We start from the raw sequence: 23413 nt of genomic DNA on the forward strand, positions 1-23413 counted from the left end.
ACACTATGATTTTAACTTTATAAACGTAACTTCCGGTAATGTTTGCATATGCTGAATAAACTCATTCTTTTCTTCTGACGATATATTTTTCAGCTGCATTCCTACCTTATAAACAGTTTCTGTACCTTGCTGTGAAGCTTCCACCTCATATGAGAGTATTGGGATGCCTTTCACTTGTAGTGTTTCTAATATTTGTTGTATCGCTTCATGTTTATTTACAAACATTTGCACTGTTATATTTTGTGGAAATAGAAATTGCACCTTAAAAATACGACTTACAATTTCTAAACCAATTAAAACGAGGATCGTCGCTCCAATGCCTACTACATACATTCCCGCTCCAATTGCTAATCCTATACCGGCAGTAGCCCATAAACCAGCCGCGGTCGTTAATCCTTTCACCGCCTGCTTTTGAATAATAATTGTGCCTGCACCTAAAAAACCAACTCCACTAACGACTTGTGCTGCAATCCGACTTGGGTCTAGAGACGTATGCTCTTCATACACAATATCTGAAAAGGCATATTTCGAAACAACCATTATTAACGCACTTCCTACCGCTACGAGGAAATGAGTCTTTAATCCAGCTTCTTTCGATCGAATTTCTCTTTCAATACCAATCATTGCTCCTAACAAGCCAGCAACACCGATTCGTATAATAAAATCAAAATCTACACTCACGGGCACTTCCCCCTTTCATTCATTATAGATAGATAAAACAAAAATTATCACAAACATCCATTTATCACCATGAAAGAATACCACTAAAATACACTTAATACTCCGACTGTTTTATGTTAATATTTTAAATATTAACATAAAATAAATAACTCATGATTTTAAACCTTCACTAATTTTCTAAAAAACCAAAGGTGGATTGCATGAAATTAGGTTGAGAAATTTTAGAAAACGCTTTCATTTTGTTTCATAATTTTTTATAAAAAATACATAAATAAAGGAGCTTACTAACAATGAACGTCTCGTTACTTACACCTACTACTGATTTACAAGAAGAATACTTAGATTTCTATAACGAATGGAAAGATAGCGGTGAAACAATGATCCCGTGGGTTATCTCAAAAAATCCTGCCAACTTCCCAGCTATGGTTCAAGAACTTCTCGATGCGCATAACGGAATAAATATCCCTGAAACTTGGGTACCAGACTCTACATATTGGCTTGTTACAGATGAAAATAAAATTGTGGGAGCTGTTAATATACGTCATAGTTTAACCGAACATTTATTTAACGCTGGCGGTCATATTGGTTATGGCATTCGCCCTTCTGAAAGAAGAAAAGGTTATGCTACGAAGTTACTAGCATTATCATTAGAAAAAACGAAGGAATTAGACATCACGAAAGTACTTGTCGTTTGCGACGCAGTGAATACCGCTTCTGAAAAAACGATTTTACATAACGGCGGGCTTCGTGATGATGATTTCACTGAGGAAGATGGGAATGTAGTAAGAAGATATTGGATTGAGCTATGAATGATCACAAATAAGCGAGAAAGTGATTATACACTTTCTCGCTTATTTTACACTGCTTCTATTTCAAACTGCACTGTAATACCACTTGGATCTACCACCACAAACCCATTTGTAGTTTCATTTATTTCATGTTGTTTTTCTATTAATCTTTCTTTCACTTCATCTAACGCTTCTTTATACGGTAGTACAATCGTATACACCTTTAGCCCAGTTGCATGTACTGGTGGGTGTGGATTGTTTACTCCGTTCCACGTATTTGCACCAATATGGTGATGATATCCCCCTGCTGAAATAAATAAGCAATCCTCTTCACGCTGTTGTACTTCAAAACCTACTGTTTCCACATAAAATTCATGTGATTTCTCTACATCAGCTATTCGTAAATGTACGTGCCCAACGACAGTATTAGCAGGCAAACCATCAAACTCATAATCAACGAATGTTGCCAATTCTTTTAAATCAAGTGGTGTACTTCCTCCTGGCCCTTCTCCCCATCGATCGCGCGGACGGTCTGCATAAATTTCAATACCATTCCCCTCTAAATCTTGCAAATAAAAAGCTTCGCTATATGTATGATCACTTGCACTATTAAACCTTGAAATTGGTAAAATTTCATTTGAATATGTATAACGCCCTTCTTGCTCAGCCGGGCTGTCAATTACATTCTTATTACGAAGAACCCCAAATAGCGCAGAAGCAAAAGCTTCACGAGTCGGAACTAAAAAGGCTACATGATATATACCAGTCGTACGCGGTTCTTGCAGTACCCCGTCCTCTAACTTTTCAAGAACAAGTAACGCATTCTTTCCACCTTTTCCAGATAAATATGCTTTATTCCCCTCTTGCTTAATTACCTCTAATCCTACAACATTCTCATAAAAAGCCATTTGACGCTCTAAATCTTTCACTTTAAATTCAACATGACCAATACGTGTTTTCGGATGAATTTTTACCATGAATAACTTCATCTCCTTATCCCTATATTTTCCCATTACATATAACCGTTACTATGAAGGATACAACTAAAATCATCCTATGTAAATAAGAAAAGTCAGAATTTACATACATTTTTATTTTCATAATAAAAAGCCACCTTTTCTGAAGTGACCCCCGAAAGTTAGACAGGTCGTTTCATTAGGCAGCCTCTAGGGTATGAGCCCGGTATTGTACTGGGCTCATACCCTTTAATTTTGCCTTAATTCTTTTATGATTATAGTATTCTATATACTTTGCTAATTCTTGTTTGAAATGTGTTATACTTTCAAATTCTTTTCGATACAGAAATTCCGATTTCATGATACCGAAGAAATTTTCAATAACGGCATTGTCATAACAGTTTCCTTTGCGAGACATACTTTGAGTTATGCCACAATTCTTAAGAGAATGACGGTATTGTTTCATTTGATAGTGCCAACCTTGATCAGAGTGAATGAGTAGTTTATCCGGATCGGTTACACAATAAAGGGCTTGGTCCAACATCGTTGAAACAAGGGAATAGGTCGGTCTTGAACCAATTGTATATGTGATAATTTCACCATTAAATAAATCCAACATTGGTGATAGGTATAACTTCTCCCCAAATAACTTAAACTCCGTAATATCTGTAACCCACTTTTCATTTGGTTTTTCAGCTTGGAAGTTGCGATTTAAAATATTTGGCGCAATTTTCCCAACTGTCCCTTTGTAAGAGCGATATTTTTTCATACGAACCAGACATTTTAACCCTAATTCTTTCATAAGGCGATACACTTTTTTATGATTTACTTTGTGTCCACGATTCATAAGTTCATCACGAATACGACGATAACCATAACACCCATCGTGTTCATTATAAATAGCTTGAATCAGTTCTTTTACCTCCGCATTTGGATCAGGACGATTAAAACGTTTCATCCAGTAATAGTACGTACTACGTGGAATGTTTGCGAGTTGAAGTAACTCCTTGATAGGAAATTCATGCCTTAACTCGTAGGTTACTTGCGCTTTGTCTTGTTTGGTGATTTTTCTTTGTTTTGAACTAAGGCATTCAACTTTTTTAAATAGGCATTTTCCATACGTAAACGCTCATTTTCCGCTTGTAAGGCTTCGATTGATCCTTCATCTACTGGTTTTATTTTTTTATCTTTCATGGTTGGACGCCCCTTTTTCTTTGATTGTAGGGCATCCAATCCTCCTGTTTCATAAGCTATTTTCCATTTCCGAAGTGTTTCATAAGACGGTATATTGAAAAGTGCCGCTGTTTCTCTGATAGATGTCCCGTGTTCATTCATATAATAAAATACATCTAGTTTATACTGGGCTGGGTAGAATGTATAGCACTTTTCAAAGGCCTTTTCACCTGAAGACTCATATCGTCTAATCCACTCACGAAGTACACTAGGGTTAACTCCTATAGATTTAGCAATTGTTTTTCCACTTTCTGTACCATCTAAATATCGTTTCACCGCTTGGATTTTTTCTTTTGAAGAAAATTTAGCCATAAAAAATGCACCTCCAATTGTTAGGCTGTGTCTAACAATTGGGGTGCACTTCATTCTAACTTTTAGAAAAGGTGGCTTTTTAACTCTTATCTCATTTTATGTACTTCAGCAACTAGCTTTCCACCCTGAATGCCCATATAAAGCTTCACAGGTGCATCATTCGTATTTTCAAATACTAAATCTAAGTATGGATATGCAATTGTAGCATCTCTTCCTTGTGGAACATAACCTACCGTTTTAGAATGTGTAGTTCTCTCCACCATTTTCAGACCAGCTTGATCTGCTGCATTGTATAAAGTTGAAGATGTTTGACAAACACCACCGCCATATCCATCTACTAATTTACCATCAACTATTTCTTTCCCTAATTGATATCCTTTATCTGGTGTTGTATCACCGATTAATGAATTAAAAGAGAAACGGTCTCCTTTTGCTAACACAACTCCATTTATGCTCGCTGCTGACAAACGAATATTCTCAATACGGCCACCTGTTGAACCACCTAAGTTCGTTTCATATCTACCAATTACCGTACCATTTCCTTGCGCATCACTTAATGTTGCGACTGGTTTTTTCTCCACGATCGGCAACTGATACGTAGCATCCCACATACCAACATTTAATAATTTATCTACTAATTCTTTTTCCATTAATTCATAAGAAGGTTTTCCTTCTTGCCAACTTCCATCAGGTGCTATACGTGAAGGAACCATTTTTTTGTCAACGCTTTTTCCAACCTCACCAACAACCTTTGTTACAGACTTTTTAAATTTCGCTTCATCTTCAAAATAGCCTAAACTAGATAAATCTAATTTTTTCACTTCAGTACCAGTTCGACCATCAACTAAACTAATAGTATCCTGCACTTCTGCTTTAGCCTCTACAGTATGCCCACCAATATCACTTACCAATGCAACATCACTTACTTTTGCACCACAGCCACTCATTATAGCTACACATAACACCCCAACCAATATACCCTTTACTTTACGGAACAATATACTCTCTCCCTTTCCCCAACATCACTATTATGTATTTATTTCATTTTCATGTATGTTTTGTTACAATCATTTTACAATATGTTTATAAAATGTTACAAGTTATTTTTCACTCTATATAAATTACTCTTTTCTTTTATAAATGTCTATACATATTTACATAAAAGTTTGAGTTTGATAGAATTGTAACTTTTATGTAAACTCTCTCTTTTATCCAGTATATACCATTAAGCAAAAGAAATACAAATCAAAAACCCTCAAGCTATTTTTTATAAAGTGAAACTGTAATCAGTGGGGTTTTACGGGCATCCCGACCTTCTTTGTTTCTGCTGAATTTTGACATGGGGGTCTTATTGCCCAGCAAATAGCGGGATAAAGAGAAATCCCGTCAACATAAATAGGTATTTGCCGTGCCACCACTCCGCTTTTGCACATACATTATGGTGAATTCAACCTATTTTAAAGAAATGGAGGATGTTATTATGTATCCCTACAATCCATATGATCCATATAATCAATATGCGTACCAACAACCACAGTATGACTTACAAACACAATATCAATCTTATATAGATCAAGCAGAGCACACGAATCCATATGACCAAAATAGACAATTCCAACTTCCAATCTCTTTTCCTGGCACTGGAAATCGTCAATTAGAAAGACGCGTAAATGAGCTTGAACAAAGAGTTCGTCAACTAGAAAATACAGTTGAGCGCCATACACGTAGACTAAACCGCTTAAACCAACGTTTACGCACAGTAGAAAACAGACTAAACATTCCATTCGCAGCATTAGAAGACGGATTTTAATCGAGAAAATAAAGATTATATAAAGGAAGGGGCTTCCCCTTCCTTATATAAATTGACGAAAGTTTTTTCCATCTCTATACTGATAAGAGTTAATGAAATGAAACAAGGTGATAAATATGGATTTTGAAATAAATTATCTTTCCTTTTATGTTGTACAAGTAGAAGGAAAAGGTGAAGCAGTTGATAAACGCTACAAACATTTTCAAACTTTAGACGCTGAAGAATATGAAGATAGTTCCTTAAAAGAATTTTTGAATGGTGAGTTATTAAAAATATCGAAGCGAAAAGTAGAACGTCATGCAAAAACAGAACAAGCCCCAACAAAAATTGGTCGCTTTATTGTAGAAGAAGGGCACGAACTTGATTCAAACCCTCATTACAACCTTTTTAATCGTATTCGCTTTGCAGAAACAAAAGAAAACTTTAAAGATATGAGCGAACCTCTCGTTTATACATATCTTGACACAAGCGCTGTACGTGGTGGTGTATTTTTAATTGCTCAGGCAAAACTACGCAAATACTTTGATGATCCATTCGTATTCGTAATGAAATGCGACTTTGAACCAAAGGTTGCTTCTATTTCTGATGAATCAACACTGATTCGTAACGTTGAAATGGCCATCACAACAAAGAATATGAAATCTATCCAATATCCGTACATGCCTGAAGAAGGTATGGTTGAAGTAGGCGAACTAAAAATACACCAAGCATCACATGCCCGCTACTTTGAAGACTTCTTAAAATTCGTCGAATACGAACGCTCTATGCCTGAAATTATGAAAACACAAGTAATGGACATGGTATACGACCAAATTGAAGATGTATTTGAAGAAGGTACGGAAGAACGCGAACAATTCGACCAAGCGATGGAAGTATGGGCTGCCAGTCCGAAACGCGAAATTATGGAACAATTTTCAACCGAAGAAGTAATGGAAGCAACTGCTCAAATCGTCGAGCATGCTCCTGAAGTCGAATTAAAACTAAAAGCAGATCATATCTCTGTGAAGGCCCTGCTTGCTGATTTCGGGGATCAAATACATATTGCGAAGGTAAATGATCGATATGTACTTATGATTGAAGCAGACACACTTACATTTGAAAAAGGCTTCTCTCCTATTGAGTTTCTGAAGCCAGATGAGCTGCAAGATGTGATTGAGCGGATTGAGAATAAGCAGCAGTATTCGTTTGATCCGAGCGGTATTGAATAAAGTGAAACTTTAATCAGTGGGGTTTTGTTCATCCCCCACTAATTATTAACCCTCACCAATCGGGCTTTTACGGGATAAATACTTCCATATAACTGTTGTTACTGGGCGCTTATAATAAGCGCTCTTTTGTTTATATTAAAAACCGATTCTACTAAGAATCGATTTTTCTGCTTTATAATAAAACATGTTTATTTTCAAATTTTTTTGATGCAAGATGACATTTGTTGCAGAATCAAATACATCCCTTCCTTGTTATACAAGCTTATTTCCATTAGAAATATCTACTTCAATATTTCTAGTTGACCAAGTCCTTCTATAAGTTGTTAAGATGCAAATTCACTTTACTACCTCAAATTTATTGTACTCGTAAAAAGATAATTGAAAACGATATTCCGGATGTTCTCTCACCCAATCGTAGGCTTCTTCTAAAATTTCCATTTTGTTTTGCAAGTCATTAAGTTCACTACATTCGTCCCTTTTCTGTTTGCACAGAGGGCAGAATCCATTCACTATTTCCGCACTCGTCGCCCTAATAGTTTTACTTTCTAAATCAACTACTAGACGAAGAATAACAGAATGCTCTTCTTTTGTAGTCACCTTCATTTCAGCAATCCGATCCTCATTCCAAAAGACACCGTTTAATTCCATCTTTACTGTGACATCTTTAATATCCAAGTCTACCACTATCACACCTCCCTCGTATATTAATATTTAAGCCCTATTACAGGCTTAGATTTTCTTCTTAATAAGAGCCCTATAAATAAAAATACTTGGACGTCTCAAGATATTTCTAGATAATGATTGTAGGATCATTTGGGACAATTCTTTCACCTCCTGTGGATTTACCACATTTGAAGAGTGTTTCTCAGTGAACGTGCGGGACTCCCTACTCGCAGGCTGAGCAGCCTGCCCCTCGAACCTAGATGATAGTAGCTCTAGGGCGGCTTTCGATTCAGGACTAGCTCTCATACACGAGGTTGTTGGTCGGCGTACACACTAGAGATATCTCGAGACGTCCAAGAAATGATTCTAATATAGAAGGGAGGTCTCTTACATGAGATTATTTGTTGGTTTAGATGTAAGTTCGTTTGATATGAAAGTTTGCTTTTTAAATGGTGATGGAGAAAAACTGGATTCTTTTTCGGTCAGTAATGACCTACCAGGAGCTACTACACTCAAAGAAAAATTATTACAGTGTGTTGCAGGGAAAGAGGTCGACATCCTTAAGATTGGCCTAGAATCCACCTCTGTTTACAGCTTTCATCCTTCTATGTTTCTTCACCATGATATAGATTTACAGCGTTTTGGAGCAAAAGTATTTCTCCTAAACCCAAAGCAAGTCGCAAATTTTAAGAAAAGCTATTCTGACATGAATAAAACCGATGAGATTGATGCCTATGTCATTGCTGATTACTTACGATTTGGCCGCAATCAAATGTCTATCGTAAAAGAAAGCCAGTACGTGGCACTGCAGCAATTAACTCGATCACGATACCAACTTGTCAAAATGTTAACGAAAGAAAAACAACACTTTCTTCAACACCTAAGTTTTAAATGTAATACATTTTCACAAGAGGTGGATACTTCCGTATTTGGTAGCGCCATGACAGAACTATTTCTTGAAAAATTCAGCTTAGAGGAACTAGCTAATATGCCTTTAGAAGAACTCGCTGAGTTCCTACAGGAAAAAAGTCGAAACCGTTTTGGTGATCCAAAATGCGTAGCAGCATCCATTCAAAAAGCTGTGAAAGCTTCTTATCGCTTGGATAAGGTTGTAGAAGATTCAATAGATGTCATCTTAGGTACATCCATCGCAGTCATTCGTACGTTTCAACAGCAAATCAAGGAATTAGAAAAGTCTATTAAAAAAATCATGGCTGGTTTGACCCAAACACTTGAATCTATTCCTGGAGTAGGTCCTGTTTTCGCTGCCGGTATCATTGCTGAAATTGGCCAAATCGAAAGATTTGACGATGAAACAAAAATAGCCAAATACGCTGGATTATACTGGCGAAAGCACCAATCTGGTCGTTTTACAGCTGAAGATACTTCATTATCCCGTACAGGTAATCATTACTTGCGTTATTACTTAGTTGAAGCCGCCAATTCAGTAAGAAAGCATGTATCAGATTATCAAGAGTATTACGTGAAAAAATATAATGAAGTACCAAAACATCAACACAAACGTGCACTCGTTCTAACCGCAAGAAAATTTGTGCGATTGGTGGATGCGCTACTACGTAGCCACCAACTTTTTACGCCTGGAAGGTGTGTGAAAGAATGACATAAATTTTTGTCATCGCTACCTTTCATTATTTTCCAGTAAATTACATTCGTTACTGGTTTAGTTTCGTGATGCCTTTTTTAAACAAATTGACCTTTGGCAACTTTAAACTTTGTTATTTCTCAGTTGACATACTACCGCAGGTCTTGTACAAAGCTCAATCTTACTCTTCTATTTTAAACTTTAATACACCACAACTTAAAGAGATATTAAGTTTTTTCCAATTCTTCTTTACTATGAAAGAAAGTGTAGTTAATGCTAATTGTGTGGTAAATATTATCCCAAAAACTAAAACAGTTAAAATGTTAAAGATTGTTTCCATTAAACTACACTCTTTTCTTTATATATATATATTTATTTTATTAATACGGTTTAAAGCTCTTATTACGTCTTAACACTCCCAAAGCAATTATAATGCACAATCACAACAACAAGTTGATGCCTATTTAATATCAATACGCTGTTATTACATGTATGTAGTTAGAGGTGGAGGAGAAATTCATTTAACCTCTGTATTCTCCTCCATCTCAGCCAAATACCTAATCTGCCGTTCCGCTTTTCTCACTGCTGTACGAAAATGTTTTTTCAGGAGTTCTACTGTATTTTCACTTATATAATATCTTTCCGTTATACTTTCCCACGTGTCACTACTTTCAAATGTACTCCATTCAAAAGGGCGTTCTGTATTTTTCTTTAGTTCTTTAAATACCCATTTTCGCATCTTTTTTTTCGCTTTTTCTGTTAGTTTTCCGTTTTTTACAAGTTCAAGTTCACCATGTCTTTTGTATCGCTTATTAATATCTCTCTCGCTATATACTTTAAGAAGTATATTTGCTGTATTTTCAGCATCTGCTAAAGCACGGTGCTGTTTTCCTTCCCACGTTAAAGCGAGCTGTTCTACCGCAAAGTGTAAACTTGGCGTATGTTCAAACAATTCCTCATATGCTTGGAAAACAAATTTTTGCAAATCAATTCTATTTTCTTTTTCTATACTTGGGCATTCAACACCATATAATGTACAATCATGAGATAGAAAGCGATAATCTTCTTTTCCCCATGAAACAAATATAGAACCTTCGCCGATGAACTGAATAAATTTCTCTATAATTTGAGGGAATTTTTCTACACCCATTAAATCTTTTTTCGTAATACCGGTTAATTTTGTTGTATGACGAGTTAATCGTGCACTTGGTTTTACTAACTCCGAAAATTCTTCAATTATCTTCATTGTACCTATTTCTATTTTTACAGCTCCGATATCAACTATTTCTGATGGATCTTCTGATTTATACGGTCTGAAATTCCTTTCAATATCAAACACAATGAAATGTGTAGCGTTTTTCAATTTATTTACCTCTTTCTAAATTCCTTTTCACACAAACACTTTATTTTCAGTATTTATTTATTCATGTACTTTATACAAAAATACTCCGAATAAATAAATGAAAATTCAGTCTTGTTATGATATGTAAGTAGGAGGACATCTATAAAAATGCAAAAAAAAAGAAGGGCTCGCCCTTCTTTTTTCAAAAATTACTTCTTGTTTACGTTAGTAGCTTGAGGTCCACGGTTACCTTGTTCTACTTCGAAAGTAACTTCTTGACCTTCTTCTAAAGTTTTGAAGCCTTCGCCTTGGATAGCTGAGAAATGAACGAATACGTCTTCTCCGCCTTCAACTTCGATGAAACCGAAACCTTTTTCTGAGTTAAACCATTTTACTTTACCGTTTTGCATGAAAAAAATCCTCCTACAATGTACCTATATGTACATATTCATTTTCAACCACCTTACAATAATAAGCCAGATATTAAAAAACTGCAACCCCTGAGGAGATTTAACATTGCTATCCTCCTCGGAAGTTACAGCTCATTTAAATCTCTATATTATTAAAAGTAAAATGGTTTAAATATACTATATCATATCAATATAATAAAAGTAAAGTTTTTTTCTTAAATTATTTTTTGTTCCCACTGCATTGCTTTTAATTCACCTGATCCGGCTACTACATAACCATCTTTTTGATTAACAATGCGCCATCCGTGCCCTTTAACTGAATCACATACTGTAACAATACCTTCTTCAAGAAGCACACGGCACACACTACTAATCCCCGCCTTATTTTGCGTTGAAGTTGTATATAAAACATGTTGATCTACACTTAAGTCTAAATAACTACTTGCTTTCTGCTCACTTTGACATGTATGCCAATATATTTTTTCACTTGCAATACTTTCATCTATTTTACAATAAGAAATATTTCCGCTAACTCCCTTGCACGATCCACTTGCCGCTACTAAATAAGAATTGTGTAAAGTCAACGCGGAGATCATTTGATTCATCGCAATTTTAATCCTCTTTAATTTACGTGTCTTCAAATCAAAGAGCCAAACACCACCATATTTAGCATGTATTTTCGTACCAATAAATAAGTAATGTTTATATAAAAATAATGATCGAATAGACGGTGCCGCACTGCCATACTCAAGAAACGGATGAATAGTTTCCCATGTCAAACCGAAATTATTAGAAAGATACAGCGTTTTTTCTCCATGAGCAACAACAGTTCCTTGTACATTGCTACATACATTCCAACTCGTTGCTTTTGTTGGAAAACGCTGAATTGTCCAGTTCTCTCCACCATTCATACTGCGAATAAAAATCCCTTCGTCACCTACACCATAAACTACATTATCTTCGCTATGTAAATCACTAATTCGTTTTTGAAAACCATTTAAAATTCGTTTCCATTCTCCGTCTTGTTCAACAAATAAGCCATTATATGTAGTAGCTAACAACAGTTTTCCATCTCTTAACTTTGTAATAGCAGTTGCACTTAACATTGTCTCCACGTTGACACTCCCATTCTTAGAACTTCTCAGCAAATGCAATTGCAAAATTACTGCATTTTTCAACATCCTCTTCATCTTCTGGAGCTAATTCAATTTTCAGCCCTTCTTGTACAAGCTCTGCACCGCGTTCCACAAGACGTTCTTCAAATATCGTTACCGCTTCACAAAACAGTTCATACGCCGTATCACCCGATCCGAATACCGCTACCTTTTTCCCAGCTAAATCTATATTTTCTAAGTCATCATGAAAATCTTCCGCTTCAAATGGTAATTCACCATCGCCCCACGTATAAGATCCTAAAATGATTCCATCATAAGCTAATAATTCTTCAGCGTCCATGCCTTCCATTTCTTGCAATACTACTTCATGATCAAAAGCATCTAAACTAACTTTAATTAAATCAGCAATACTCTCTGTATTTCCTGACATACTTGCATAAGCTATTAAAATTTTTGCCACTTTGGCATCCCCCTCTAACAATAAATGATTCTCATTCTCATTATATTAATAATGAGAATCAATTTCAATTGATTTTTTCTACTTTTATTTACATTTCACATTACTTATTTCAAATAAGGTGAAACTTTAATCAGTGAGGGTATTCATCCCCCACCTAACTTCTTTGTTTCCGCTGAATTTTGAGGCGGGGGGGGCTTACTGCCCGGCAAATAGCGGGATAAAGTGAAAGTTTAATGAGTCCTCACCAATCAGGCTTTTTCAGACAACCCACAAAGAGCGGAATAAATAAAAAAGCACAGATGACTATACAATCATCTGTGCTTTTTTATTATTTTTTAAAAATACCAAAAGGCTTTCCTACTGGTAAAACAACTTTTCCGAAGTGTGTATTTAACACTGCTGCTGCTGAACCGTAGAAAGATAATAATGAAATAAGAAGTTCAGAATATGCTGCTAAATTATGCATTGCATGCGGCATAACACCTAAAGTACTTAATGAAAGACCGATAAATAAGAAATCAATAAGGACGAAAATCATAAATAATACTTTATGTGTTTCCATTGCACCAATTGTCATAAAGATTGTGAAAATCAAATATCCGATAAAGGCTACACCAAGCTGTTTTGAATCTGCAGCTTGTGCTAATTTTTCGCCAAATACTCCAAGTTGAATTAACCAAGTCATTCCAACACCTAGCCAAAATAGACCGTACGCACCGAATGCTGTTGTACCGAATGTATTGTTATGCTTTGCATCATGAATGCAAGCAAAGATTTGTGCAAATCCTCCTAAAAAGATTGCCCACGGTAATACAAGTGAAACGCCATCTGTTAAGCCTAACTTTTGAGATGATGCTACAAGTGTTACCATCGCTAATCCAAATAGACCAATTCCAGATGGATCCGCTGTTGTCATTTTCACATGATGTGTAGTAGTTTGATTGCTCATATAAACCTCCTGATTATAAACATACTCGAATACAATACTTAAATCAGAAGACTATGTCAATGGTTTTTTTTGTATGTTGTCAGACGTTATATTTTATAATGATTAAATATATTTCTGACCACTTCATAAGGTTTTATATTCACTTTTTCCAACTCGTTTATCGGTAGCCATAACGGAATATAATTTCCCCTACCTTCCAGCTGAAATTCCTCAGCTGTTCCGCTTCCGAACACTCCGCCTGTAATATAGGCAGCATAATAATATTCATTTCCTTTATATTTTACCTTTGCAATAAGGTGCTCCACTTGTATATGTACCCCTAATTCTTCGTATACCTCTCTTTTCGTTGCCTCTTCAGGCGTTTCACCTTCCTCAATCCCTCCGCCAGGAAAAACATAATATCTTTCCTCTTCTCGAATACGTTTTATAAGAGCGATTTTTCCTTCCTGTACAATGATAGCGGCTCCGCGATTTCTTATCATTTTATTACCTCAATACGAATCGCAACTGTTCCCCACTCTTTTTCTTGTTCTTTCGTATATATTTTGTATGTACTTTCTAACATTTCCTCTAAACTATCATTTTCACAATCCAATAATTTTTTATCGATTTGTTCATATATAGCTTTAAAGCTCTCGTATCGCTTTATTTCCGTTACTTTTACCGTCATCATTTCTGTTGTCGTAAGATTCGTAAATACGATTTCATCATCTTTGTTTATTAGTTGACGTTTTTTATCGTATAGGCGTACTTCATATACTTTTTTCCCTGATTGAATTGACTGAAACGGTTTATTATATAAACCCATTTCGTATCGCATACATCCCACTCCCTTTTGTTCATTTCACCTATTAATACAGTTCACATTACTACATCTTGCATATAATATTCCATACGTATCGCTTAATTGAGAAAGGAGGCTGAAGAAGCATGTTATATTTAAATCAAAAACCTGAATATAATAAATATGATATTGGTGATTATACTTATAGTAAAGTAGGGCCAACCATTTTTTCTTGGAACGATGAAACAAAATTGAAAATAGGTAAGTTTTGTTCATTAGCAGAAGAAGTCGTTTTCATACTTGGCGGTGAACATCGCGCAGACTGGATAACGACTTATCCATTTAATGCACTTTTTGATGAAGGAGCACATATTACTGGTCACCCTTCTTCAAAAGGTGATATCGTAGTTGGCAATGATGTATGGATTGGTTATCAATCCTGCATTTTATCTGGTGTTACAATTGGTAACGGTGCCATTATTGGTGCAAAAAGTGTTGTTACAAAGGACGTCCCTCCATATGCAATTGTGGCTGGTAATCCAGCAAAATTTATTCGATATCGTTTCCCGCAAGAAACAATTGACAAACTAGAGAATCTTGCATGGTGGGACTGGGACATTTCTGTTATAAAAGGAGCTATTCCATTACTACTTTCCGACAAAATCGACGAATTTTTCACCTCGCCCGAAAAAGAATCTACATGATTAATGAAGAAAGAGCATCCTTCTCTTACAGGATGCTCTTTCTTCATTTATTTTTTCTTTATTTGCAAATGATCACACGGAGAACATTGAAAAGGAATTTTCCCTAAGCAATTAAGATTCGTTTCGCAAATTTGTTCAATCGTTGGAACAAATGGAATGACAACTATGTTACTTTCTACTATTTGTGTAACAGGTGGCAATACTGTGCCTACTTGATGTTCAAAACGAATACTCGCTTGATTTATATAATTTCCTGAACCATTTGGCGCGCTCTGTACTGCTACTTGGAACGAAACTGTCCTTGCTTCACCAGGATTTAAACTTCCGATAAGAAACCCTACTGCCGGGCTTACATTCGGCACTGGCGTATTATCAACCGTTACACTTCCAGGAACAAATCGAACACTACTATCTAACATATCTTGAAAACGAATATTTTGCATTACAGTATCACCCGTATTTGTGATGACTGTCGTAAACGTAATGACATCTCCAATTGTTGCTACCTGTAAATCTGCCGTTTTTACGACTGTCGTTGAGACATTTTGAGGAATAAACGGGATAACAACTGTATTACTATCACCTTCAACTACTACTGGCGGCTCATTCGGATTTACAGTTGCAAGCCCATTCGCTGTAGCAGTATTTGTAACTAAATTATTTACTTGCCCTCCTATTATTACAACTTGGAAATTAATAATTGCTGCATCATTTGGCTGAAAATCACCTAACGGAATACCAGTATTCGGATTAGCAAATGGAAGAGGTACATCATTTACCGTTACCGTACCATTTATAAATAGCGTATTCGGATCAATGATATCTGTTAACACAATATTGGTCACAGGAACTGTACTATCATTTATAACAGCGATTCCGTAAGTGACAACATCCCCTATCATTGCTACTTCAAAGTTTGCTCCTTTTGCAACAAATAAGATTGCAGTATTTACCGTCACTATAACTGTATTGCTTGTATCCATCACTGTAACTGGCGGCTCCCCTGGTACTAAAATATATTCTGCTAACGCCCCAGCAACGTTCACTACTGTACCACCATCCGGAAAACTTGTAATCGTAGCTTCATATGTTACAAGTGCCGTCTCACCAACTGGTATATCAGGTATCGTAAATCCAATCTGCGGATTTACCCCCGGTTGCGGAACCCCATTTATCGTTACACTATTTGGAACGAAATCAGCTTCCTGAGATAGCACATCGATAAATTGAACATTCATTGCATCAGCAGTACCAGTATTTAATATACGAACAGTATACGTTACCGTTTCTCCTACACCAACAACTGAATGGTCTACTTCTTTTAGCATATCTAAGCTACCTCTATTTACCGGCGTAACCGTCGTATTACTTGAATTTGTAATTGTAGACGGAGGTTCTCCTGGAATCAATTCGAAATCACCCGTTACTCTTGCTGTATTCATAATGCTACTAGAAGGCGGAACTGCGATTACATTTACTTCAAATGTAATTAATACACTATCCCCTACTGCAAGATCAGGCAATGCAAAGCCTACAAATGGATCTAAACCTACTTGCGGAATCCCATTTATTTGTACACTTCCAGGAACGAATTCTAAACTAGGTGATGGAACATCGATAAACTGAACATTCGTTGCTGTTACCGTTCCCGTATTTGTAACTTGCACACTATACGTTAACGTATCTCCTAATCGTGTCGCTTCTTTATTTACAGATTTTATAACGCTGAATCGTCCTCTATTCACTCTAGTTATCGTCGTATTACTCGGCTCTGTTACTACAACTGGTGGTTCTCCTGGCACTAAAGTAAAGCTTCCTGTTATATTTGCAACGTTCGTAATTGTTCCTGATGACGGGATGTTTGTAACTGTCGCTTGAAACGTCACTATAACTGTTTCACCAACTGGGATATCTCCAACTCCAAATCCAGTAATCGGATTTAAGTTTGGTTGCGAGGCTCCATTTATCGTTACACTATTTGGTACAAATGACGCCCCTGCTGAAATGGTATCAACAAACTGAACAGCATTAGCTGTTACTGTTCCAGTATTTGTTATTTGAACCGTATACGTTAATATATCTCCAACGAGAGTAGCAACCCTATTTACTTGTTTAATAACATTAAATTGCCCTCTATTTACAGTTGTAAGTGTTGTATTGCTCGGCTCTGTTACTATAACTGGTGGTTCTCCTGGTACTAATACAAAACTTCCAGTTACATTTGCCGTATTGGCAATTGTTCCGTTTGATGGCGCACTAACAACGGTTACTTGGAAGATGACTTCTACACTTTCACCTGGGTTTATATCTGGAAGCGGGAATCCATTATTCGGATTGAATCCAGGTTGTAACACACCGTCTATCGTTACAGTGTTCGGCACGAATGCTATAGAGGAAGGTAATACATCACTATATTGAACATTCGTTGCTGGCACTGTTCCTGTATTTTGAACTACTGTTGTATATGTGATTGTATCGCCTACTGCAACAACCGGCTGACTCACTGATTTTAAAACATTCAAACCAGGCTCATTGATTTCTGTTAATGTCGTATTACTTGTCGTTGTTTCCGTAATAGGCGGTTCTGTTTCACTTACAGCAAATGTAGCTGTAACGTCTACAAAATTAACAATCGTTCCACCTTCTGGTATGCTTGTAACCACTTCCTGATATGTGACAAGTACAAAATCATCGACAGGTATATCTGGAACTGTAAAACCAATGAAAGGATCTAATCCTGGTGCTGGTACCCCGTTTATGCTCACACTTCCTGGTACAAATGCTACACCCGCGGAAGTAGTATCGATAAATTGAACATTCGTCGCTGGCACTGTTCCGAAATTAAAAATCAATACATCATACGTTAATATTTCTCCTACCGTCGCTACTTCTTTATCTACTAGTTTCAATGGAAAAATAAAGGCTATATTAATTGTCGTAACGACTAAATTTGTTAATATCGTTTCCGTAATCGGTGGTTCCTGCGGATTTGGTTGTGAAGTAAATGTAACATCTGCATCATTTAATATGACTTCATTATCTGGAATTTCTGTAATCGTCACTTGGAATGTGACCTCAATACTTCCACCAGCGATTAATAATGGAGTAACTGTAAATCCTATTTCTGGATTTAAACCAAGTTGCTGCACTCCACCTATCGTTACACTATTGTCAACAAACGTCGTTCCTTCTGGTATGACATCTTGGAAGAACACATCTGTAACAGGGATAATTCCTACGTTTGAAATGAGCACAGTATACGTTAATACATCCCCAACGGCCCCAGTTGCAACATCAACTGTTTTTGTTGCAGTTACTTCACCAGGAGGAGGTAACGGTATTGTAACTACCGTTGTATTACTTGAATTCGTTGTTGTTACAGGTGGCTGTAAAGGATTTAATAAGAAAGTGGCTGTAGCAGATGCTGTATTTAATACCGCTCCACGTGTAGACGGTGCAACTACCGTAACTTGGAACGTTACTGTCAATGATGTTCCAGCTGCAATATTAGGAAGCGGGAAACCAACATTTGGGTCAAATCCAGGTTGTGGCGTTCCATTTATCGTTACACTATTTGCTACAAAAGTTGTTTCTAAAGCAATTGGATCAAGGAAAGAGACATTCGTTGCTGTTACTGTACCGTTATTTCGAATGACAACAGAATACGTGTAAGTTTCTCCAAGTGCTGCTTGTTGTACAGATGAAGATTTTTGTATATTTAACTGTGCTGTGTTTACTTGCGTCACTACAAAATTACTATTTGTAACAGTCGTTATTGGAGGGTTTGCTGGATTTATAAGAAAACTTGCAGTAACGTTCGATTGGTTTCTTATATTTCCACCGCTCGGAACACTCGTCACTGTAACTTGAAACGTAATCGTAGCCGTTTGCCCGACCGGAATATTTGGTACCGGGAAACCTAGCATAGGATCCGCGCCTTGCTGTACGACTCCATTTATCGTCACACTATTTGCTACAAAGGCAGTACCAGACGGAATTGGATCTTGAAAAACAATATTCGTTGCAGGAACAGTTCCTGTATTTTGAATAAGAATCGTATACGTTAACGTATCTCCTACACCGGCTTGTAGTGTATTTACACTCTTCATTACATTAAGTGATCCTACATTCACTCGCGTCACAACAATATTACTAATCGTTACAATTGTAATTGGTGGCTGGAGAGGACTTACTTGGAAATCAGCAGTGACATTCGCATTATTCGGAAGAACTCTATTTGGTGGTACACTCGTGATTGTCACTTGAAAAGTGACCGTCACCATTCCTCCTACTGGAATATTAGCAAGTGGAAATCCAGTTGTCGGGTTTAAACCTGGTTGAGGCGTCCCGTTTATTGTTACACTATTCGCTACAAAAGTGGTTCCAACTGGAATCGGATCAAGGAATGATACATTTGTCGCTGTCACCGTTCCACTATTTTGTATACGAACTGTATACGTTAACGTATCTCCTACACCGGCTTCAGTAGCACTTACACTTTTCATTACATTTAACCCTGAAGAATTCACGATCGTCATAACAGTATTACTTGGTACTGTTACAGTAATCGGCGGCTCTGTTGGATTTACAAGGAAATCTCCAGTTACATTCGCATTATTTACAACATTATTTCCTTGGGGAATTTCATCAATTAATACTTCAAATGTAACAATAACACTGGCGCCAGTAGGCAAATTATTTAATGGGAATCCAAGTTCTGGATCTGCCCCTTCTTGTAAAACACCATTCACAACTACACTATTTTCAATAAATAATGTCCCTTGGGGAATTGAATCTTGGAAAAATACATTCGTAGCTGGTACACTACCTGCATTTATGACTTCTATTGTATATACTAAAATATCCCCTACTGTTGCAACATCCGTATTGACTGCTTTCACAACTTCAAAGTTTCCTGATTGTACTGTCGTATTCACAACATTACTCGGTACATTGATTGTTACTGGTGGTTCATTCGGATTCACTTGAAAGCTTGCTGTTACATTTGCTTGATTTAAAATATCTTCATTTTCTGGATTCTGTACAATTACTACGTCAAATGTGACTACAACCGTTTGAGCCGCAGGAATATTCGGAAGAGAGAATCCTGTATTCGGATTTAGTCCACTTTGCTGTACTCCATTAATTGTTACAGAATTTGCAACAAATGAAACAGCAGAAGAAATAGGGTCTTGGAAAAATACATTTGTTAACGGAACATTCCCTGTATTTTGAACGGCAATTGTGTATGTTAAAGTGTCTCCTACTGCCGCTTGCGTTGTATTCACTTCTTTTATTACATTTAAACCGCCTGTATTAACTTGTGTCACAACTGTATTCGTTTGTCTATTAATCGTTATTGGTGGCTGATTTGGAATAACGACGAAATTAGCAGTTACATTTCCGCGATTCGCAATTGTGCCTCCTGATGGCGTTGATGTCACTCGTACTTGAAAAGTCACTGTCCTACTTCCGCCGGGAGATATATTTGCTACTGTAAACCCAGTCGCTGGATTTACCCCAGGTTGTGAAACCCCATCCACAGTCACACTATTTGCTATAAATGTCGTTCCAATTGGTATTGGATCTTGAAAAATAACGTTCGTTGCAAGTACATTTCCTGTATTTTGAATTGTTACCGTGTACGTAAGAACATCGTTAACCGTTGCAAAAGCTCTATCCACTGTTTTTCTCGTTGTTATATCAGCTATATTAATTGTCGTAACTACAGTATTACTTGTCGCTTGCCCTGAAACTGGTTGTTGACCAGGCACTGGAGTAAAGGTAAATGTTGCACTTGCACGGTTTGGAATTGGATTGACAAGAGGGTTCGATGTTACTCGAACTTGAAAGCGCACTACAGTCGTTTGCGAAGCATTAATACTTCCTAGATTAATACTACTTGCTGGATTCGCTCCTGGACGCGCTACTCCATTTACCGTAACGCTATTTGCGACAAATGTTGTTCCAGCAGGGATACTATCAACAAAAATAACATTGCTCGCAGTGACATTTCCATTATTTGCGATATTAACTGTGTACGTTAATACATCATTAAGCGTTGCCGTCTGTAAATCTACAGATTTCTGCATACTTATAGTTGCTTGATTCACTGTCGTTTGTACTGTGTTTGAAGAAGACGTACTTGTAATAGGAGGACTACCAACGAAAGGACGAAATTGATATGACACCATTGCACGATTTAAAATAGGATTGGGATTCGGGAATGATATTATTCGAACTTGAAATGTAACAATTCTTTGCGTGTTATTTGGGATTGTACCTAAATTAATTCCATTAGAAGGGTTTGCATTCGGCTGTGTTACTCCCCCTACCGTAACACTACCTGCAACAAACGTCGTTCCGTTCGGAATACTATCACGTAATACAACGTTTTCTGCACTTCCTGTTCCTGTATTTGGGACCGTAATCGTATAAGTGAGGGTATCCCCTACCCCTGCGACTGTTCTATTAACTGATTTAACAGGATTAATAATTGGACCTGTTGCATCAATTTGAACACCAAAACCAGCTGCTGCGTATCCATCTCCATTTGTAACAAATCGAACCGTTGCTGATGTTTGACTGTTTACTAAAGATGAGGAGGCATCTACATTCGTAATATCCCACCCTTGTCTTCGGACGGCCAAAGCTACCCCTAACGGCTGATTCAAATCTCCAAACGTGCCGCTCGTATCTAAATTTCCACTATCATTACAAATTTGTGACTGAAAGAAATTATTCGCAGGATTTCTCGGTCCGAATAATGCAACTGTAGCATTTGCATTCGGCCCAAAGCGAAGTTGATCTCCAACAATGTTAGAATCACCTTCTTGAGCAGTTACGAGCACTCTTCCTGTAACAGCTCCTGTTGCCGGCGTAGCAAAACCTGAAATTGTAGCATCAACTGGCGGGGATGAAGCATCGATAATTTCTTGACCTGCATATACTGACAAATTTCGAAGTGGTAAACTTGCATTTTGATACACAACCTCAAGCGTCCATCCAGCTGAACGACTGATTGTCGGGTCGGCTGAAGTTCTTGCAGCTGGCACAGCACCCGTTGTATATGTGCCTGCTCCACCTGCACTAACAAGATTTGTTACATTGGCAGAGCGAGCATAATAAAACTGATTTCCTACTGAACCTTGCTGCGCGGTAGCAGGATCTGGCGTAACAGAAAACGTCCCTGCTGGCGTTGTAAATGTAATGTTATCATTTAAAAATGGTAACACATCTTCCGTATCAGTCCGGAAAGTACCAGCCCAAACTAATTCTGCATATAATACACTGCTTCCCGCTGGAAGATTTAAAATTGCACTTGAAGAATTCAATTGCCATTCATCTGTTGTCCCTGCTGGGAACCCTGGTACTTGCAATGCTGTATTTACTGTCGTAAACACAGCAAGTGTACCAAAAATATTACCTGGTGCAGGTGATGTAGGGCTAAGTCCCAGCGTATTCCCAGTAAACGTGACGGCACCAGGTACTGTTGTCGTAAACCTATTTATAAAAGGCACACAATCATCTCATTTCAATTATAGTAAAAAGTGCTCTATACTATAAAATGTAGACAAACTATACAATGTACGTTGTCCAACAAAATTCCGCACATATGAGAGGGGTTTATAAAACTATGCGCTACGTTATCATAACAGGAACTTCACAAGGTTTAGGTGAGGCAATCGCTACGCAATTATTAGAAAAAAATACAACTGTCATCTCTATTTCTAGAAGAGAAAATCAAGAGCTTACAAAACTTGCAGAGCAATATAACAGCAATTGCATTTTTCATTCCCTAGATCTTCAAGATGTACATAACTTAGAAACTAACTTTAAAGAGATCATTTCATCTATTAAAAAAGACAATGTATCCTCTATTCATTTAATTAATAATGCGGGTACAGTTGCACCTATGAAGCCAATTGAAAAAGCTGAAAGTGAACAATTCATTACGAACGTTCACATTAATTTACTTGCACCTATGATTCTTACATCTACATTTATGAAACATACGAAAGACTGGAAAGTAGATAAACGCGTTATTAACATTTCATCTGGTGCAGGAAAAAACCCTTACTTTGGCTGGGGCGCTTATTGTACAACGAAAGCTGGTGTAAATATGTTTACACAGTGCGTAGCAACTGAAGAAGTGGAAAAAGAATATCCAGTAAAAATCGTCGCTTTTGCACCTGGCGTTGTTGATACAAATATGCAATCACAAATTCGCGAAACAAATAAAGAAGATTTCATAAATTTGGACCGCTTCATTGCATTAAAAGAAGAAGGAAAACTATTATCACCTGAATATGTTGCGAAAGCTATTCGTAACTTACTAGAAACTGAGGACTTCCCTCAAGGCGAGGTTATTAGAATCGATGAATAACAAAAAGGC

Annotated in this window: 19 protein-coding genes; 6 read left to right on the forward strand and 13 right to left on the reverse strand. The window is 37.0% G+C overall.

From position 1 onward, the window contains the following. Positions 1-3: 3 nt before the first annotated feature. The gene (locus tag MHH55_RS11640; protein ID WP_000109728.1) at positions 4-681 is read right to left on the reverse strand and encodes an MgtC/SapB family protein; all 678 of its coding nucleotides are present in this window, start codon (positions 679-681) and stop codon (positions 4-6) included. 290 nt (positions 682-971) lie between these two features. On the opposite strand from MHH55_RS11640, the gene MHH55_RS11645 reads away from it, so the two are divergent. Then, a complete protein-coding gene (locus MHH55_RS11645; protein WP_001103118.1) occupies positions 972-1490 on the forward strand; it encodes a GNAT family N-acetyltransferase in 519 nt (172 codons plus the stop codon). A gap of 47 nt (positions 1491-1537) precedes the next feature. On the opposite strand, the gene MHH55_RS11650 is transcribed toward MHH55_RS11645, so the two are convergent. The 3 genes from MHH55_RS11650 to MHH55_RS11660 form a co-directional block, all read right to left on the reverse strand. Continuing rightward, positions 1538-2482 carry a VOC family protein gene (locus MHH55_RS11650; protein ID WP_134208771.1) on the reverse strand — a complete coding sequence of 315 codons (945 nt, stop codon included), beginning with the start codon at positions 2480-2482 and terminating at the stop codon, positions 1538-1540. A 142-nt stretch (positions 2483-2624) separates the two neighbouring features. Beyond that, a protein-coding gene (locus tag MHH55_RS11655) for an IS3-like element ISBth10 family transposase (RefSeq protein WP_340880703.1) occupies positions 2625-3970 on the reverse strand; the annotation gives its coding sequence in 2 pieces (ribosomal slippage) (positions 2625-3529 and positions 3529-3970; 1347 coding nt in all). 86 nt (positions 3971-4056) lie between these two features. Beyond that, positions 4057-4968: a VanW family protein gene (locus MHH55_RS11660; protein WP_000488973.1), complete on the reverse strand. Its 912-nt coding sequence runs from the start codon at positions 4966-4968 to the stop codon at positions 4057-4059. A gap of 482 nt (positions 4969-5450) precedes the next feature. Here MHH55_RS11660 and MHH55_RS11665 point away from each other — a divergent pair, with 482 nt between their 5' ends. Together MHH55_RS11665 and MHH55_RS11670 are read left to right on the forward strand one after the other, a co-directional pair. Continuing rightward, the gene (locus MHH55_RS11665; protein ID WP_000283715.1) at positions 5451-5780 is read left to right on the forward strand and encodes a hypothetical protein; all 330 of its coding nucleotides are present in this window, start codon (positions 5451-5453) and stop codon (positions 5778-5780) included. A 116-nt stretch (positions 5781-5896) separates the two neighbouring features. Beyond that, the gene (locus MHH55_RS11670) at positions 5897-6988 is read left to right on the forward strand and encodes a DUF3900 domain-containing protein (protein WP_000345046.1); all 1092 of its coding nucleotides are present in this window, start codon (positions 5897-5899) and stop codon (positions 6986-6988) included. A 336-nt stretch (positions 6989-7324) separates the two neighbouring features. Here the strand turns inward: MHH55_RS11670 and MHH55_RS11675 are convergent, their stop codons facing one another. Continuing rightward, positions 7325-7672: a hypothetical protein gene (locus tag MHH55_RS11675; protein WP_000227983.1), complete on the reverse strand. Its 348-nt coding sequence runs from the start codon at positions 7670-7672 to the stop codon at positions 7325-7327. Positions 7673-8042: 370 nt separating this feature from the next. Between MHH55_RS11675 and MHH55_RS11680 the strand changes: the two genes are divergently transcribed. After that, the gene (locus MHH55_RS11680) at positions 8043-9272 is read left to right on the forward strand and encodes an IS110 family transposase (protein WP_340880302.1); all 1230 of its coding nucleotides are present in this window, start codon (positions 8043-8045) and stop codon (positions 9270-9272) included. Positions 9273-9771: 499 nt separating this feature from the next. On the opposite strand, the gene MHH55_RS11685 is transcribed toward MHH55_RS11680, so the two are convergent. The 7 genes from MHH55_RS11685 to MHH55_RS11715 all read right to left on the reverse strand — a co-directional run bounded on the left by MHH55_RS11685 (position 9772) and on the right by MHH55_RS11715 (position 14350). Then, positions 9772-10617 (reverse strand): exonuclease, encoded by an 846-nt coding sequence (locus MHH55_RS11685; RefSeq protein WP_000786414.1) that lies wholly within the window; start codon positions 10615-10617, stop codon positions 9772-9774. A gap of 188 nt (positions 10618-10805) precedes the next feature. After that, positions 10806-11006: a cold shock-like protein CspB gene (gene cspB, locus MHH55_RS11690; RefSeq protein WP_001179150.1), complete on the reverse strand. Its 201-nt coding sequence runs from the start codon at positions 11004-11006 to the stop codon at positions 10806-10808. A gap of 215 nt (positions 11007-11221) precedes the next feature. Then, positions 11222-12121, reverse strand: a complete 900-nt coding sequence (locus MHH55_RS11695) for a WD40/YVTN/BNR-like repeat-containing protein (RefSeq protein ID WP_078186412.1) — start codon at positions 12119-12121, stop codon at positions 11222-11224. A 16-nt stretch (positions 12122-12137) separates the two neighbouring features. Continuing rightward, complete coding sequence (locus MHH55_RS11700) at positions 12138-12581, reverse strand: flavodoxin (RefSeq protein WP_001062752.1); 444 nt, start codon at positions 12579-12581, stop codon at positions 12138-12140. A gap of 328 nt (positions 12582-12909) precedes the next feature. Beyond that, on the reverse strand, positions 12910-13530 hold the full coding sequence (locus MHH55_RS11705) for an acetate uptake transporter (RefSeq protein ID WP_000070938.1): 621 nt from the start codon (positions 13528-13530) through the stop codon (positions 12910-12912). An 86-nt stretch (positions 13531-13616) separates the two neighbouring features. Continuing rightward, entirely contained in the window at positions 13617-14012 is a 396-nt protein-coding gene (locus MHH55_RS11710) for an NUDIX hydrolase (RefSeq protein ID WP_000620822.1), read from the reverse strand. Continuing rightward, on the reverse strand, positions 14009-14350 hold the full coding sequence (locus MHH55_RS11715) for an ASCH domain-containing protein (RefSeq protein WP_074555052.1): 342 nt from the start codon (positions 14348-14350) through the stop codon (positions 14009-14011). The genes MHH55_RS11710 and MHH55_RS11715 overlap by 4 nt, the downstream gene beginning before the upstream one ends. Positions 14351-14460: 110 nt before the next feature. On the opposite strand from MHH55_RS11715, the gene MHH55_RS11720 reads away from it, so the two are divergent. Next, the gene (locus MHH55_RS11720; protein WP_000966302.1) at positions 14461-15018 is read left to right on the forward strand and encodes a CatB-related O-acetyltransferase; all 558 of its coding nucleotides are present in this window, start codon (positions 14461-14463) and stop codon (positions 15016-15018) included. Between the two features lie 47 nt (positions 15019-15065). Here MHH55_RS11720 and MHH55_RS11725 read toward each other — a convergent pair whose 3' ends face one another. After that, positions 15066-22538: a DUF7507 domain-containing protein gene (locus tag MHH55_RS11725; protein WP_074555049.1), complete on the reverse strand. Its 7473-nt coding sequence runs from the start codon at positions 22536-22538 to the stop codon at positions 15066-15068. A 116-nt stretch (positions 22539-22654) separates the two neighbouring features. Here MHH55_RS11725 and MHH55_RS11730 point away from each other — a divergent pair, with 116 nt between their 5' ends. After that, entirely contained in the window at positions 22655-23404 is a 750-nt protein-coding gene (locus tag MHH55_RS11730; RefSeq protein ID WP_001271070.1) for a (S)-benzoin forming benzil reductase, read from the forward strand. The last annotated feature ends 9 nt before the right edge of the window (positions 23405-23413 follow it).

Origin of the sequence: Bacillus sp. FSL K6-2944, from assembly GCF_038005385.1 — a bacterium.
Taxonomy (GTDB): domain Bacteria; phylum Bacillota; class Bacilli; order Bacillales; family Bacillaceae_G; genus Bacillus_A; species Bacillus_A cereus.